Here is a 16,000-nt window from a genome sequence, read left to right on the forward strand (position 1 = left end):
ACCGCTCGCCATGTCTACCGCGTTTCAGGGGCTCAGGGCTTCATGCTGCCCGTGCGCACGAAACGCTCGTGCCAGGACAACGCCTCACCCAGCAGATGCGGCGTCTGCTTGCCGAAGCTCTCGCGGCTCGCGCGTTCGAAGTAGTCGGCCAGCATCGGGCGGAAATCCGGATGCGCGCAGGTATCGATGATCTTGCGCGCGCGCTGGCGCGGCGACAGCCCCCGCAAGTCCGCCAGGCCCTGTTCGGTCACCACCACGCCCACGTCGTGCTCGGTGTGATCGACATGGCTGGCCATCGGCACGATCCGCGAAATCGTGCCGCCCTTCGCGGTACTCGCCGACATGAAGCAGGACAGGTAGCCGTTGCGCGCGAAGTCGCCCGAGCCGCCGATGCCGTTCTGGATCTTCGTGCCCATCACGTGCGTCGAGTTCACGTTGCCGTAGATGTCGGCCTCGATCATGCCGTTCATCGCGATGCAGCCTAGCCGGCGCACCAGCTCCGGGTGATTGCTGATCTCCTGCGGGCGCAGCAGGATCTTCGAGCGGAACAGCGCGATGTCGTCGGCGAAGCGCTTCACCGCCTCGGGGCTCAGCGACAGCGCGGTGGCCGAGGCGAAGCTCAGCGTGCCGTTGGCGAGCAGGTCGAGCATGCCGTCCTGGATCACTTCCGTGTAGGCGCTCAGGTTCGTGAAGCCGCCCTCGCCGAGCCCGGCCAGCACCGCGTTGGTGATGTTGCCCACGCCCGATTGCAGCGGCAGCAGGTTCGCCGGCAGGCGGCCGCGGCCGATCTCGTGGCGCAGGAAGTCGATCAGGTGGGCCGCGATCTGCTTGGAGGTGGCGTCCGGCGCGTTGAAGGCATTGCTGCGATCGGGCGCGTCGGTCTCGACGATCGCGATGATCTTCTCGGCCGGGCAGCGCAGGTAGGGTTCGCCGATCCGGTCGTCGGCGGCCACCAGCGGGATCGGCTTGCGATGCGGCGGCAGCGCGGTGCCGTAGTAGATGTCGTGCATGCCGTCGAGGCCGAGCGGCTGCCGCGTATTCACCTCGAGGATCACCTTCTTGGCCTGGTCGAGCCAGGTCTTGTTGTTGCCCACCGAAGCCGAGGGAATCAGCAGCCCGTCCTCGCGAATGCCGGCCACTTCCACCACGGCCACGTCCAGGTCGCCGAACAGCCCGAACCAGGCGTATTGCGCGACATGGCTCAGGTGGATGTCCTGGTAGTCGAGTTCGCCGGCATTGATCTTCTCGCGCAGGATCGGATCCGATTGATACGGCAGGCGCATCGAGATGCCGTCCGCCTTGGCCAGCGCGCCATCGAGTTCGGGCGCCGTCGAGGCGCCGGTCAGCACGTTGATCCGGAAGTCCTCGCCGCGCGCATGCGCGGCCGAGATGCGCGTCGCCAGCGCGGCGGGCACGGCCTTCGGGTAGCCGGAGCCGGTGAAGCCGCTCATCGCGACCGTCATGTTCGGCGCGATCAGCGCGGCGGCTTCGTCGGCGGTGCGGATCAGGGAGCGCAGGGATTCGGCAAGGATTCGGGATGTGGGCATGGCGGAAATCGAACGGGTCTGTTGGTATCGCGTCGAGCGGCGCCGCGGCGGGGGTGTCTCGGAAGCGGCGCGTGGCCTGGCGGCTTGCGGCGGCAGGCCGAGGGCAGGACACGGCGCGCAGTATCGCCCAGGCCGCCGCCGGCATAGAGGCGCCATGCTGCAAAACTGCATTGCCGGATTCGCTCGGTATCCGGGCGCCAATGGCATGCAACGCGACGCGAAACGGGTTGCTTCCGCGCCGCTTCCAAATGCTTCCATGCCGCGCCGAGCCCCGCCGGAATTGTGTCTCCGCCGTAAGCCCGCGTTGTGGACTGGAAATACTTCCGATTGCCAATTGAAATATTTTCGGCAACTATCGATCGGCGCGTTTTGCCGCATGAGACGACGCGCGGCGCCAACTCACAAAACAAATCCCTCTCGCGATCCGATGAACAAGCCCAGACTCCTGCCCTACGTTTCCGCGGTACTCGCGGCCACGTTGATGGGGGCATGCGGTGGCGATACCGAAACATCCGCCCCCGCCGCCTCCACCCCGCCCGCCACCACCGACTCCACCTGTCTGGCGATCGACAGCAGCGGCTCGACCGCCGTGGTCGGTTCGAGCCAGCCCGGCGACCCGTCCCTGCCCGAGCCCGCTTCCGGCTATCGCAAGGGCCTCAAGCCGATCACCGCGAAAAGCTACCTGGTGGCCACCTCGAACGCCTACGCGAGCGCGGCCGGTTGCGCGGTGCTGCGCAAGGGCGGCACCGCCGCCGACGCGGCGGTGGCCGTGCAGGCCGTGCTCGGCCTGACCGTGCCCGAGGCGACTGGCCTCGGCTCGGGCGGCGTGCTGCTGTACTTCGATGCGCGCAACAAGACGCTGCAGGCCTACGACGGCCGCGAGACGGCACCGGCCGCCGCCACCGAGAACTACCTGCGCTATGTCGACGACACCAGCGACCAGTCCGCGCCGGTGCCGAGCGCGCGCGCGAGCGGCCGCTCGATCGGCACCATCGGCGTGCCGCGCCTGATCGAGTTGCTGCAGCGCGACCACGGCAAGCTGCAATGGCGCGACCTGTTCGGCGATGCGATCTCGCTGGCCAGCAACGGCTTCCCGATCGGCGGCCGGCTGGCGGCCGCGATCTCCTCGAACGCCGCGAGCCTGAAGCGCGACGCCGAGGCCGCCGCCTACTTCCTCAATGCCGACGGCTCACCGAAGGCGCTCGGCACCGTGCTGAAGAACCCCGCCTATGCCGATGCGCTGACGCAGATGGCACAGAACGGCGCGAATGCGCTCTACTCGGGTGCGATCGCACAGGACATCGTCGCCAAGATCGCCACCACCACGGGCGCCGACGGCTCGAAGATCACCCCGGGCAAGACCACCCTGGCCGACCTCGCGGCCTACCAGGCCAAGCGCCGCGACGCGATCTGCACCACCTATCGCGGCAGCTACTGGGTCTGCGGGATGCCTCCGCCGTCCTCGGGCGGGATCGCGGTGGCCTCGGCGCTCGGCATCCTGGAGAACTTCGACCTGAAGTCGATGGGCCCGGCGGCGATCGACCTCGAAGGCGGCAAGCCGAGCGTGCAGGGCGTGCACCTGATCACCGAGGCCGAACGCCTGGCCTATGCCGACCGCGACAAGTACGTGGCCGACACGGACTTCATCCCGCTGCCCGGCGGCAGCGCCGACACCATGCTGAACAAGCCCTACCTGAAGCAGCGGGCGGCCCTGATCAGCACCACCAGGAGCATGGGCACGGCGCAGCCCGGCGATCTCGGCGCGATTCCGCTCGGCGTCGATACCACCCTGATCGAGCACGGCACCAACCAGTTCACCATCGTCGACGGCGACGGCAACGTGCTGAGCGCGACCACCACGGTGGAGTCGAGCATGGGTTCGTTCCACATGACGCACGGTTTCCTGCTCAACAACCAGTTGACCGACTTCTCCGCCTCGCCCACCGACAGCAACGGCGCGCTGGTCGCGAATCGCGTGCAGCCGGGCAAGCGGCCGCGCAGCTCGATGGCGCCGACCATCGTGTTCAAGGTCGCGGCGGACGGCTCGAAGGGTGATTTCGTGATGGCGACCGGCTCGCCCGGCGGCGGCACGATCCCGCAATACGTGCTGAAGACGCTGGTCGGCACGCTCGACTGGGGGCTCGACGCGCAGCAGTCGGCCGGGCTGATCGACTTCGGCGCCAGCAACAGCCCGACCACCACGATCGGCGGCGAGCATCCGAACGTCGACACCAGCAACAGCGGCGCGAACGATCCGCTGATCGCGGGGCTCAAGGCGCTCGGCCACACCGTCTCGACCTCGGCGCAGGCCAGCGGCGTGAACACCGTGCTGCGCATCCAGCGCAACGGCACGAACCTGCTGCAAGGCGGCACCGATCCGCGTCGCGAGGGGGTGGTGCTGGGGGATACCATCACGCCCTGACCGCGTGACGATGCGCTTCGCCGCGCTGCCCGACCGGCATCGCGGCGAACCGCCCAGGCATTCAGCGCCGCGTGGCAGCGGCGCGCCGAACCGGCCGGCATCGCGCCGGCCTGCTCATCTCAATACACATCGCGCAGATAACGCCGCTCCTTCGACATCTGCGCCACATACTCCCCCGCCCTCGCCTCGTCCATGCCGCCATGCGCGGCGACCACGTCCTTCAGCGCCAGGTCGACATCCTTGGCCATCCGCGAGGCATCCCCGCAGACGTAGAAATGCGCGCCGGCCTCCAGCCAGGACCACAGCTCGGCGCCGCGCTCGCGCATGCGGTCCTGCACGTAGACCTTGCTTTCCTGGTCGCGCGAGAAGGCCAGGTCCAGGTGCGTGAGCAGGCCGTCCTCGCGCATCGCGGCCAGCTCGTCCCGGTAGTAGAAATCGGTGGCCGCGTGCTGCTCGCCGAAGAACAGCCAGTTCCGCCCGCTCGCGCCGCGCGCGCGCCGCTCGTGCAGGAAGCCGCGGAACGGCGCGATGCCGGTGCCGGGCCCGACCATCACGATCGGCACCTCGCCGCTCGCGGGCGGCCGGAAGTGCGCGGACTTCTGCACGAACACCGGCACGCCGCCGTCGCCGGCACGATCGGCCAGGAAGGTCGAGGCCACGCCCTTGCGCTCGCGCCGCCCATTGCTGTAGCGCACCGCCGAGACGGTCAGGTGCACCTCGTCGCGATGCGCGGCCGGGCTCGACGCGATCGAATACAGGCGCGGCTGGATCCGCTTGAGCATGCCGACCAGCTCGGCCGCCGACAGATCAACCGGGAATTCGTGCAGCACGTCGGCCAGTTGTTGCCCCCACAACCAGTTCTTGAGATCGCCCTTGCGCTCGTCCGACAGCAGCGACTTCAGCGCGCCGTTGCTGCTGCGCTCGGCGATCAGCGCGAGCGCATCGGGATGCGGGCGGGTGATGTCGAGATGCCGGCCCAGCGCATCGGCCAGACGCACGTCGCCGACGCCGCTCACCGTCACGGGTGTATCCCCCGAGAGCCTGGTCAGGCCCAGCAGCTCGTCGACCACCGAGGGGCAGTTGGTCGGCCAGATGCCGAGCGCGTCGCCCGCCTCGTATTCGAGCGCGGTGCCCTCGGTCGACAGCGACAGGTAGCGCGTGTCCTTGGCCGCGCCGGGCTGGTTCAGCTTCAGGTTGGCCACCAGCTTCGAGGTCGCCGGCCGCGCCTTGGTGGGCAGCAGCGAGGGAATCGCGCCGCCGTCGGGCACGGCGTGCAGCGCCGCGTCGACCGCCTTGATGCGCGCGATCACGCGCTCCAGCCAGCTATCGGCGGCGGGCTGGAACTCGACGTCGCAATCGACGCGCTCGCCCAGGCGCTCGCCGCCCAGCTCGGCCAGCCGCGCGTCGAGCCGGCGGCCGTGGCCGCAGAACGCGTCGTAGTTGCGGTCGCCGAAGGCCAGCACCGCGTAGCGCAGGCCCTCGACGCGCGCCGCGCCCTCGGCCGCGAGCGCGTCCCAGAACGCGGCGCCGTTGTCGGGCGCGTCGCCGTCGCCGAAGGTGCTCGTCATCAGCAGCGCGTATTGCGCGTTCGCGAACACGGCGGGCGTGGCATCGGCCATGCAGGCCACGCGAATCTCGAACCCCGAGTTCATCAGCAGCGTGGCGTACAGCTCGGTCAGCGATTCGATGTTGCCGGTCTGCGAGGCCCAGAGCAGCACCACCTTCGGCCGCGCATGGACGATCCGCACGCCGGCCGCGGCATCCTGCGCCTCGATCGCGCCGCCCGCGCCCGGGATCGGCAAGCCGGCACCAGGCATGGCCGGCAACTCGGCGCGCGGCGCGCGGCTGTAGAGCCCGGCCAGCATGCCGTCGAGCCACAGGCGCGTGGCCGGCGCGCAAGGCGCGTTACCCGGCAGCACCGGCACGCCATCGGCGGGCGCGGCGCGCAGGCCGTTGAGAAAGCCGGCGAGATAGACTCGTTCGGCATCGCTCAGGCGCGGCGCGGCGAGATCCTGCAGGCCGAGCGCGGCCGCGAAGGTGTCGAGAGCTGCGGACATGGTCGATTCCTGGTGCGCGGCCGTCGCGATCGGAGCGGCGGCCTGCGGGTTCGATTCAGGGGCCGCGCCGGCGGCTTGCGCCGGCGCGACGGCGGCCGCGGACGCAACCCGCGTCAGCGACACCGCGCAGAATTTCAGCTCGGGTTGCAGCGAGATCGGATCGACGGCGTCGCTGGTCAGGGCGTTGACGCAGAGATCGTCGCCATACACGTCGTTCCAGTGCATCGGCGCGAAGGCCGCGCCCGGCAGCACGCGGTCGGTCACCACCGCCGGCAGCACCGCGCGACCGCGCCGCGAGCGCAGCTCGACGCTGTCGTTGGCGGCGATGCCCAGCGCGGCCGCATCCTCGGGATGCACCTCGACGAAGGGCTTGGGGTTCAGCTTGTTGAGCATCGCCACCTTGCCGGTCTTGGTCATGGTGTGCCACTGGTGCTGCAGGCGCCCGGTGTTGAGCACGATCGGGAATTCGGCGCTGGGCAGGTCCGTCGCCTCGGCATGAGGGCGCGCGAGGAAACGCGCGCGGCCGGAAGGCGTCGGGAACACCAGGGCCGGCACGCTGCCGTCCCCGGCCACGCGCAGCGGCTGGCTCACGCCGTCGTTGAGGTAGCGCAGCGGGTGGCGGTCGTTCGCATCGTCGGGCGGACAGGGCCATTGCAGCGGCGTCGCGCGCAGGGCGCGGTGGCTCGCGCCGCGCAGGTCGTAGCCCGTCCTCGGGTTCGAGAAGCGCACGATCTCGTCGAACACCTGCTCGGCCGAGTCGTAGTCGAAGGCCTCGCGAAAACCCATCTCGCGCGCCACCGCCGCCACCATCGCCCAATCGGCGCGCGCCTCGCCGGGCGGCTCGATGGCCTGCCGCGTCAGCGTCAGGTTGCGCTCCGAGTTGATCATCACGCCCTCGGCCTCGGCCCACAGCGCGCCCGGCAGCAGGATGTCGGCGTAGCGGTTGGTCTCGGTATCGAGGAAGGCATCCTGCGCGATCACCAGCTCGGCCGCTTGCAAGCCGGCGATCGCCTTGGCGCGGTTGGCCACGGTCGCCACCGGGTTGGTGCAGATGATCCAGCAGGCCTTGATCTCGCCCGCGGCCATCTTCTCGAACATGTCGACGGTGCCGCCTCCGCCGCCGTCACGGCGCAGCGTGCCGGCCGGCAGGCGCCAGACCTCCTCGACGAAGCGGCGGTCCTCGTCGTCGAGCAGGCTGCGCTGGCCCGGCAGGCCCGGGCCCATGTAGCCCATCTCGCGCCCGCCCATCGCGTTGGGCTGCCCGGTCAGCGAGAACGGCCCGCTGCCGGGCCGGCAGATCGCGCCGGTGGCCAGGTGCAGGTTGCAGATCGCATTGGTCTGCCAGGTGCCGCGCGTGCTCTGGTTCAGGCCCATGGTCCAGCAGCTCATCCAGTCGCGCGCCTCGCCGATCATGCTCGCGGCGCGGCGGATGTCGGCCTCGGCCAGGCCGGTGATGGCGGCCACCTTGTCGGGCGTGTAGTCGGCCAGGAAGGCCGGCATCGCCTCCCAGCCTTCGGTATGCGCCTCGATGAAGGCCGCGTCGGCATGGCCTTCGGCATGCAGCAGATGCAGCAGCCCGTTGAGCAGGGCGAGGTCGGTGCCGGGCTTGATCTGCAGGAACAGCGAGGCCTTGTCGGCGGTGGTGTTGCGGCGCGGGTCCACCACGATCAGCCTGGCGCCCGCCTTGACGCGATCCATCATGCGCAGGAACAGGATCGGGTGGCAATCGGCCATGTTCGCGCCGATCACGAAGAACAGCCCGGCGCGGTCGAAATCCTGGTACGAGCCGGGCGGGCCGTCGGCGCCGAGCGAGAGCTTGTAGCCGCTGCCGGCGCTGGCCATGCAGAGCCGCGAGTTCGACTCGACGTGCGAGGTGCGGATGTAGCCCTTGGCGAGCTTGTTGACGAGGTATTGCGCCTCGATCGACATCTGCCCCGACACGTAGAAGGACAGCGCCTCGGGTCCGTGCGTGTCGAGCACCTCGCGCAGCCGCCGCGCGGTCTCGACGATCGCCTCGTCCACCGCCAGCGGCACCGGATCGCGTTCGCGCGCGTCGCGCAGGTAGGCCGTTTCCAGCCGCCCGGCATGACGCAGCGCGACGTGCGCCGACGAGCCCTTGGTGCAGAGCCGGCCGAAGTTCGACGGGTGCTCGGTATCGCCCGATACCTTGACCACCTCGCCGTCCTCGACATGCAGCACCATCCCGCAGCCGACGCCGCAGTAAGGACACACCGTCTTCACGCTCGTGCTCGCCATGCCTGCTCCGTGTTCGCCCGCCTGTTCCTCTCCGATCCGTTCGGTCTCGTGCCGCCGCGCTCAGGCGGTGCCGACCCAGACCAGCCCGTCCTCGATGCGCGAGGCATAGACGCCGACCGATTTCTCGGGCGCCTCCACGCACTCGCCGGTGCGCAGGTCGAAGTGCTGCTTGAACAGCGGCGAGGCCACCACCACGCGCTCGCCGAGGCTGCCGACCAGGCCGCGCGAGAGCACCGCGGCGCGCGAATGCGGGTCGATGTTGTCGATCGCGTAGATGTCCACGGCGCCGTCGCCGGCCTCGACGCGGAACACGGCGACCTGGCCGCCGTTGACGAGCGCGCAGACGCCCGTGTTCGGCACGATGTCGTTCAGTTGGCAGACGGGCGTCCAACTCGAGGCGGACGAGGTGGACGAAACGGTCGATGGTGCTTGCATCAGGGTTCTCCGGAATTCGTGATGAGTGGGCGGCCCTCAGGCCGTCACGGCTTCGGTGGCGGCCGGCGCCTCGGCGCGTTCCTCGGGCGTCGCCGGCCGGATCTGGCCGCGTTCCTCGACGAAGGCGATGGTGGTGTCGGCCGCCTCGCTGTTGACGAAATGGCGGAAGCGGCGGCGCGTGGCCGGGTCGCTCACGGCCTTCTTCCACTCGCACTCGTAGGTCTCGACCACGTGCGCCATCTGCGCCTCGAGTTCCTCGGCGAGGCCGAGCCGGTCGTTGACCACCACGTCGATCAGGTAGTCGAGCCCGCCCTCGAGGTTGTCGCGCCAGGTGCTGGTGCGCTGCAGGCGATCCGCGGTGCGGATGTAGAACATCAGGAAGCGATCGACGTAGCGAATCAGGGTCTCGCGATCGAGGTCGGAAGCCAGCAGCTCGGCGTGGCGCGGCTTCATCCCGCCGTTGCCGCAGACATAGAGGTTCCAGCCCTTCTCGGTGGCGATCACGCCGACGTCCTTGCCCTGCGCCTCGGCGCATTCGCGGGTGCAGCCCGACACGCCGAACTTGATCTTGTGCGGCGCGCGCAGGCCCTTGTAGCGGTTCTCCAGGTCGATCGCGAGGCCGACCGAATCGCCCACGCCATAGCGGCACCAGGTCGAGCCCACGCAGGACTTCACGGTGCGCAGCGACTTGCCGTAGGCATGGCCCGACTCGAAACCGGCCGCGATCAGCTCCTCCCAGATCAGCGGCAGTTGCTCGACGCGCGCGCCGAACAGGTCGACGCGCTGGCCGCCGGTGATCTTGGTATAGAGGCCGTACTTCTTCGCCACCTGGCCCACCGCGATCAGGCCTTCGGGCGTGACCTCGCCGCCCGGCATGCGCGGCACCACCGAATAGGTGCCGTCGCGCTGGATGTTGGCCAGGTAGTAGTCGTTCGAATCCTGCAGGCTCGCGTGCTCGCGCTTGAGCACGAACTCGTTCCAGCAGGAGGCCAGGATCGAGGCCGCGGTGGGCTTGCAGATATCGCAGCCGAGCCCCTTGCCGTACTTCGCCAGCAGCTCGCCGAAGCTGCGGATGCCCTCCACGCGCACCAGGTGGTAGAGCTCCTGGCGCGAATAGGCGAAGTGCTCGCAGAGGTGATTGTTGACGGCCAGGCCCTGCTTCTTCATCTCGGCCTTCATCACCTGGGTGACCAGCGGCACGCAACCGCCGCAGGAGGTGCCGGCGCCGGTGCAGGACTTCAGCGCGCCGATCGAGGTCGCGCCATTGACCACCGCCTCGCAGAGCCGGCCCTTCGAGACGTTGTTGCAGGAGCAGATCTGCGCCGTGTCCGGCAGCGCGTCGACGCCCAGGCCCGGCCTGGCGGCGCCGTCCGATTGCGGCAGGATCAGCGCCTCGGGCTCGGCCGGCAGCTCGATGCGGTTCAGCATCATCTGCAGCAGCGTGCCGTATTCGGCCGCGTCGCCCACCAGCACCGCGCCGAGCAGTTGCTTGCCGTCGGCCGAGGTGACCAGCTTCTTGTAGACCTCGCGGCGCCCGTCCGCGTACTGCACCACGCGGCAGCCTGAGGTCTTCGCGTGCGCGTCGCCGATGCTGGCCACGTCCACGCCCATCAGCTTGAGCTTGGTGCTCAGGTCGGCGCCGGCGAACACGGCGTCGCCGCCCGCCAACTGCTGCGCGACCACCCGCGCCATGTCGTAGCCCGGCGCCACCAGGCCGAAGGTCTGGCCGTTCCAGGCCGCGCATTCGCCGATCGCGTAGATGTCGGCATCGCTGGTGCGGCAGGCGCTGTCGATCGCGATCCCGCCGCGCGGGCCGATCTCCAGGCCGCAGTCGCGCGCGAGCTGATCGCGCGGGCGGATGCCGGCCGAGAACACGATCATGTCGGTGTCCAGATGGCTGCCGTCGGCGAAGCGCATGCGATGCGTGCCAGCCTCGCCGTCGACGATCTCCAGCGTGTTCCGGCCGGTATGCACCTGCACGCCGAGCGCCTCGATCCGGCCGCGCAGCATGCTGCCGCCGCCCTCGTCGACCTGCACCGCCATCAGGCGCGGCGCGAACTCCACCACGTGCGTGTCGAGGCCCATGTCGCGCAGCGCCTTAGCGCATTCGAGGCCGAGCAGCCCGCCGCCCACCACCACGCCCGAGCTGGCGCGCGCCCCGCAGGCCTGCATCGCGACCAGGTCCTCGATGGTGCGGTAGACGAAGCAATCCTCGCGATCGCGGCCCGGCACGGGCGGCACGAAGGGCGAGGAGCCGGTGGCGAACACCAGCTTGTGGTAGGCGATGGTCTCGCCGTCGGCGAGCGTGACGGTGCGCGCGGCGCGGTCGATCGCGGCGGCGGCGGTGCCCAGGCGCAGCTCGAATTGCGGATGCGACTCGAAGAAGCCCGGCGCGACCAGCGAGAGATCCTCGGCCGACTTGCCGGCGAAGAATTCGGAAAGATGGACGCGATCGTAGGCGGGACGCGGCTCCTCGCACAGCACGACGACGCGCCAGGCTTGCCCCGGCATGGCGGCGAGCGATTCGAGCAGCTTGTGGCCGACCATCCCGTGACCGATGACGACGATAGGGTTCATGGTGCGTTTCTCCGTGTGCCGGGTATCAGTTGACGACGTTCGCGGCGAGCGCGCTGGCGCGCAGCGCGGCCTCGCGGGCCATGTGCTCGGCGCTGAAGCGCACCGCGATCGCGCACAGCGAGGTGACCAGCACCACGCCGCCGAGCAGGGTGAGCGTGGTCTGCACGTCGCCCACGCCCTTCATCAGGAATCCGGCGGCCACCGCCCCCACGTTGCCGCCCGCGCCGACGATGCCGGCCACCCCACCCAGCGCGTTGCGATCGACGAAGGGCACCAGCGCGTAGGTTGCGCCGCAGGCCATGTGGGTGAACAGGCCGAAGGCGACCATCGCCAGCACCGCCACGCCGACCTGCCCCGCATGCGAGAACGCCAGCAGGCCGAGCCCTTCGCCGGCGATCAGCACCGCCAGCAGCATCGAGCGCACCGCGAGACCACGGCGCGCGGCGATGCGATCCGACAGCCAGCCGCCGAGCGCCCGCGCGAACAGCGCCAGCAGGCCGAAGATGCCGGCCGCGAGGCCCGCGTCGCGCAGCGACAACTGGAAGTGGTTCACGTAGTAGAGCGAGGCGATGTTGTGGATGAACACCTCGACCCCGAAGCAGGCGCCGTAGGTGATGGCCAGCATCCAGACGCGGTAGTTCCGGGACGCGGCGATGAAGCTCGCCCAGCCGCCCTTCTTGCCGCTCTCGACTGTTTCGCCGCGTGCGCGCAGCGTCACGAAATCGCCGCGCGGGCTGTCCTGCGTGCCGCGCCAGTAAGCCACGGCCATCAGCAGCATGGCGATGCCGGGCACCACCAGCGCGACGCGCCAGGCCGAGCCGTCGCCCAGGCCCAGCAGCAGCGCGGCCGACACGAACAGCGGAATCAGCGCCTGGGCCGCGCCCGCGCCGGCATTGCCCCAGCCGGCGGTGGTCGCGTTCGCGGTGCCCACCACGTTGGGCGCGAACATCACCGAGGTGTGGTACTGGGTGATCACGAAGCTGGCGCCGACCGCGCCGATGCCGAGCCGGCAGAGCATCAGGCTCCAGTAGTCGTGCGCGAAGGCGATCGCGATCACCGGGATCGCGCCGAGCACCAGCAGGCCGGTATAGACGCGGCGCGGGCCGAAGCGGTCGCAGAGCGGGCCCACCAGCAGGCGCACCAGGATGGTGGCGGCCACCGCGGCAATATTGATGTCGGCCACCTGGCCCGCGCTGAGCTGGAACTGCCTGGCGATCAGCGGCATCAGCGGCGCGCAGGCGAACCACGCGAAGAAGCAGACGAAGAACGCCATCCAGGTGAGGTGGAAGGCACGCATCGGCGCGGTGCCGAAGCTGAACAGATCGATGCGGGTGGCCTTGTTTGACATGTGGGGTCTACCAAAACGAAACGGCGTCCTGCGAATCCGGTCGATAGACCGGATGCACAGGACGCCGTTGTCCAGAAAGCCCGTCGCCGGGCCGCTCAGTATTCGTTGCTGCCGGGCACGTCGCCGTTGACGCGCCCGGTCGATGCTTCGCAAGCGTCGTGCCAGACGAGGGTTTTCCTCGTCCGGCCTGGCTTTCCGGCGATTTCGCGGGTGCTTGCACCGGCCCGGCGCGTCACGCGATGACGCAGCCCCGCACAGTTGTGGTGCGGCGCAGCACTGCCGACGTGCGATCGTCGTGCACCGCCAGCGGGTGCCGCCCCGGGACCTGCCGGCCGCCGCCGGCCGCTCGGCGCCATCGGCCGCGCGCCCGCCTGCCGCGTCGCGCCGGCCTTCCAGCATCGTCGTGCCGCGCCGCAATGAAGCTGGCGCGCTTATTGCAATAAAGGAAACGCGCCGGCAACGATGTCGGCGCACGCAAGACAGACGAACCGGGCCGCGCGGCGTATCGCGGCGGCCCATCCGGACAACGGCGTCCCGAACGCCCGGCCGCATGGCCGGCGCGCGGCGTCGTGCGGTTCCGGCGGCGCGCGCCGCCTCGTGCGCCACACTGGAACTGACGAGAATGACGAACCCCACTGGCAAGGTCACCCTGCTCGGCGCCGGCCCAGGCGATCCGGAGCTGCTGACGATCCGCGCCGCCCGGCGCCTGGCGGCCGCCGACGTGGTGCTGCTCGATGACCTGGTCGACCCCGCCGTGGCCGAACTCGCGCCGCGGGCGCGCATCGTGCGCGTCGGCAAGCGCGGCGGCTGCCGCTCCACCCCGCAGGCCTTCATCGAGAAGCTGATGCGCCGCTACGCGCTGCGCGGCCTGCACGTGGTGCGCGTCAAGGGCGGCGACGCGCTGCTGTTCGGCCGCGCCGGCGAGGAGCTGGCCGCCCTGCACGCGGCCGGCGTGCCGGTCGAGATCGTCAATGGCATCTCCTCCGGTTTCGCGGCGGCCGCCGAACTGGGCGTCTCGCTCACGCATCGCCGTCACTGCCAGGGCGTGACCTTCGTCACCGCGCACCTGCAGGACCACGGCGAGCCCGACTGGGCCGCGCTCGCGGCCGGCGGCACCACCCTGGTGATCTACATGGGCATGAGCCGGATCGAGCGCGTCGCCGCCGGCCTGCTCGGCACGCTCCCGGCCGCCACGCCGGCCGCCGTGGTGCAGTGGGCCGGCACCGCGCGTGCGCGTGCCTGGCACGGCGCGCTGGGCGCGCTCGCCACCGATCCGGCCGCCGCCGGCCTCGGCAGCCCGGCCGTGATCCTGGTCGGCATGGCGATCGGCGAGGCGCTCGCCATGCTGCCGCCGCAAGCCGGCCAGCCGGCCATCGACGCGGAGCGCCTGTCCGATGCGGCTTGAGCCTGATCGCCGCGCCCCGCGCGCCCCTCGCCTTCGTCCGATGGCACCCTGCCGGTCGCGCGGGCCGGCACGCGCCTGTCCGGGGCCGCTGGCATGATGGACGCGCACGACGCCCCGCGCCCGCTGCGCGTGCTGCTGGTCACGGATACGGACAAGCCGATCGGCGCCTTGCGCGACGCGCTCGCGCGGCTCCACTACGAGATGCTCGACGAGGTGGCCACCCCGGCGCGCCTGCCGGCCGTGGTCGAGAAGGAGCGCCCGGACGTGGTGATCATCGATACCGAATCGCCCTCGCGCGACACGCTCGAGCAACTGGCGGTGATGCACGCACGCGCGCCGCGCCCGGTGCTGATGTTCAGCCCCGATGCGGACCAGCAGCTGATCCGCGCGGCGGTGGGCGCGGGCGTGAGCGCCTACCTGGTGGAAGGCCTCTCGCCCGAGCGGCTCGCGCCGATCATCGAGGTGGCGCTCGCGCGCTTCTCGCACGACGAGGCGCTGCGCCGTCGCCTGGCCGAGGTCGAGAACGAGCTGGCCGACCGCAAGCTGATCGATCGCGCCAAGCGCCTGCTGATGGAGACGCGCCGGCTCGGCGAGCAGGATGCCTATGCCACGCTGCGCCGCCGCGCCATGGACCAGGGCATCCGCATCGTCGAAGCCGCGCGGCAGATCCTCCTCGCAGCCCGAATTCCCGATGGTGAAGCATGATGAAACCGACTTTCCCGCCGCCCGAACGCCGCGAGCTGCGGCTCGGCTTCGTCGCCCTGAGCGACGCCGCGCCGCTGGTGGTCGCGCAACGCCTGGGGCTCGACAAGCGGCACGGCCTGGCGCTGACGCTGGCGCGCCAGCCTTCCTGGGCCAGCCTGCGCGACCAGCTGCTGACCGGCCAGATCGACGCCGCGCATGCGCTCTACGGGCTCGTTTATGGCGTGCAGTACGGCATCGGCGGGCCGCGCGCCGACCTGGCCGTGCTGTCGGTGCTGAACCGCAACGGCCAGGCGATCACGTTCTCGAACCGCCTGGCCGATGCCTGGCGCGAATCGGGCGAGCTGCGCGCGGCGCTCGCCACGCTGGGCCGCAAGCCGGTGTTCGCGCAGACCTTCCCCACCGGCACCCATGCGATGTGGCTCTATGCCTGGCTCGCCGCGCACGGCGTCGATCCGCTGCGCGAGGTGCGCAGCATCGTGATCCCGCCGCCGGGCATGGCCGAGGCGCTGGCCAGCGGCGAGCTCGACGGCTTCTGCGTCGGCGAACCCTGGAACGCGGTGGCCGAGGCGCAAGGCGCCGGGCGCACGGTGGCCGCCTCGAGCGAGGTCTGGCACGACCATCCCGAGAAGGCGCTGGCCTGCCGCCGCGAGTTCGCGGCGCTCTATCCGAACACGGCGCGCGCGCTGATCCGCACGCTGCTCGATGCCGGCGCCTGGCTCGACCTGCCCGGCAATCGCGCGCGGGCGGCCGAGTGGCTGGCCTCGCCCGAGGCGCTCGACGTGCCGGCCGCGCGGATCCTGCCGCGCCTGCTCGGCGACTACGGCGACGGCGCGTTCGCGAAGCCGCCGGCGCCGGTGCGCTTCCACGATGGTGGCGAGGTCAACCGGCCGCGCGCGTCGGATGGATTGTGGTTCGTCTCGCAGTATCGGCGCTGGGGCATGTTGACGGCCGAGCACGACGACGCGGCGATCGCGGCGGCGGTGACGCAGACGGCCTTGTATGAGGAAGCGGTGGCGGGGTATGTGCCGCTGGGGGACGAGCCGGGACGGTAGGCAGCCGGGGCCGCCGCGCCGAGGCCGGTTCGCGCCGATCTCCACGTGGAGATCGGCACCACACATCCCGTGGATATGAACCAAGCCGCGACGGCAGTTCGCCATCGAGCCGCCGTCGCGGCATGCCTGGCTCTCGATGCAAAATGCCGCTCGACCTGTGAACCAGATCGGGCGGCATTTTTTCGACGGCATCGAC

Annotated in this window: 9 protein-coding genes; 4 read left to right on the forward strand and 5 right to left on the reverse strand. The window is 70.5% G+C overall.

What is annotated here, in order from left to right:
• Positions 1-32: 32 nt before the first annotated feature.
• A complete protein-coding gene (locus BM43_RS07330; protein ID WP_013690444.1) occupies positions 33-1,547 on the reverse strand; it encodes a succinyl-CoA:acetate CoA-transferase ScpC in 1,515 nt (504 codons plus the stop codon).
• 427 nt (positions 1,548-1,974) lie between these two features.
• Between BM43_RS07330 and BM43_RS07335 the strand changes: the two genes are divergently transcribed.
• Complete coding sequence (locus tag BM43_RS07335; RefSeq protein ID WP_036056074.1) at positions 1,975-3,969, forward strand: gamma-glutamyltransferase family protein; 1,995 nt, start codon at positions 1,975-1,977, stop codon at positions 3,967-3,969.
• 119 nt (positions 3,970-4,088) lie between these two features.
• Here the strand turns inward: BM43_RS07335 and BM43_RS07340 are convergent, their stop codons facing one another.
• Genes BM43_RS07340 through BM43_RS07355 form a run of 4 tightly spaced genes read right to left on the reverse strand, consistent with a single transcriptional unit; the run spans position 4,089 to position 12,642 of the window.
• Positions 4,089-8,282 carry a bifunctional nitrate reductase/sulfite reductase flavoprotein subunit alpha gene (locus tag BM43_RS07340; protein WP_036056069.1) on the reverse strand — a complete coding sequence of 1,398 codons (4,194 nt, stop codon included), beginning with the start codon at positions 8,280-8,282 and terminating at the stop codon, positions 4,089-4,091.
• 60 nt (positions 8,283-8,342) lie between these two features.
• Positions 8,343-8,717: a nitrite reductase small subunit NirD gene (nirD, locus tag BM43_RS07345; RefSeq protein WP_013690447.1), complete on the reverse strand. Its 375-nt coding sequence runs from the start codon at positions 8,715-8,717 to the stop codon at positions 8,343-8,345.
• A 36-nt stretch (positions 8,718-8,753) separates the two neighbouring features.
• Complete coding sequence (gene nirB / locus BM43_RS07350) at positions 8,754-11,294, reverse strand: nitrite reductase large subunit NirB (protein ID WP_036056068.1); 2,541 nt, start codon at positions 11,292-11,294, stop codon at positions 8,754-8,756.
• Between the two features lie 25 nt (positions 11,295-11,319).
• Positions 11,320-12,642: an MFS transporter gene (locus BM43_RS07355; protein WP_013690449.1), complete on the reverse strand. Its 1,323-nt coding sequence runs from the start codon at positions 12,640-12,642 to the stop codon at positions 11,320-11,322.
• 622 nt (positions 12,643-13,264) lie between these two features.
• On the opposite strand from BM43_RS07355, the gene cobA reads away from it, so the two are divergent.
• From cobA to BM43_RS07370, 3 genes are all read left to right on the forward strand, one after another.
• On the forward strand, positions 13,265-14,047 hold the full coding sequence (gene cobA / locus BM43_RS07360; protein WP_013690450.1) for a uroporphyrinogen-III C-methyltransferase: 783 nt from the start codon (positions 13,265-13,267) through the stop codon (positions 14,045-14,047).
• A gap of 96 nt (positions 14,048-14,143) precedes the next feature.
• Complete coding sequence (locus BM43_RS07365) at positions 14,144-14,752, forward strand: ANTAR domain-containing response regulator (RefSeq protein ID WP_025099122.1); 609 nt, start codon at positions 14,144-14,146, stop codon at positions 14,750-14,752.
• The gene (locus BM43_RS07370; protein WP_036056067.1) at positions 14,749-15,804 is read left to right on the forward strand and encodes a CmpA/NrtA family ABC transporter substrate-binding protein; all 1,056 of its coding nucleotides are present in this window, start codon (positions 14,749-14,751) and stop codon (positions 15,802-15,804) included. The genes BM43_RS07365 and BM43_RS07370 overlap by 4 nt, the downstream gene beginning before the upstream one ends.
• Positions 15,805-16,000: the final 196 nt, after the last annotated feature.

The organism is Burkholderia gladioli, from assembly GCF_000959725.1.
In the GTDB taxonomy this organism is placed as follows: domain Bacteria; phylum Pseudomonadota; class Gammaproteobacteria; order Burkholderiales; family Burkholderiaceae; genus Burkholderia; species Burkholderia gladioli.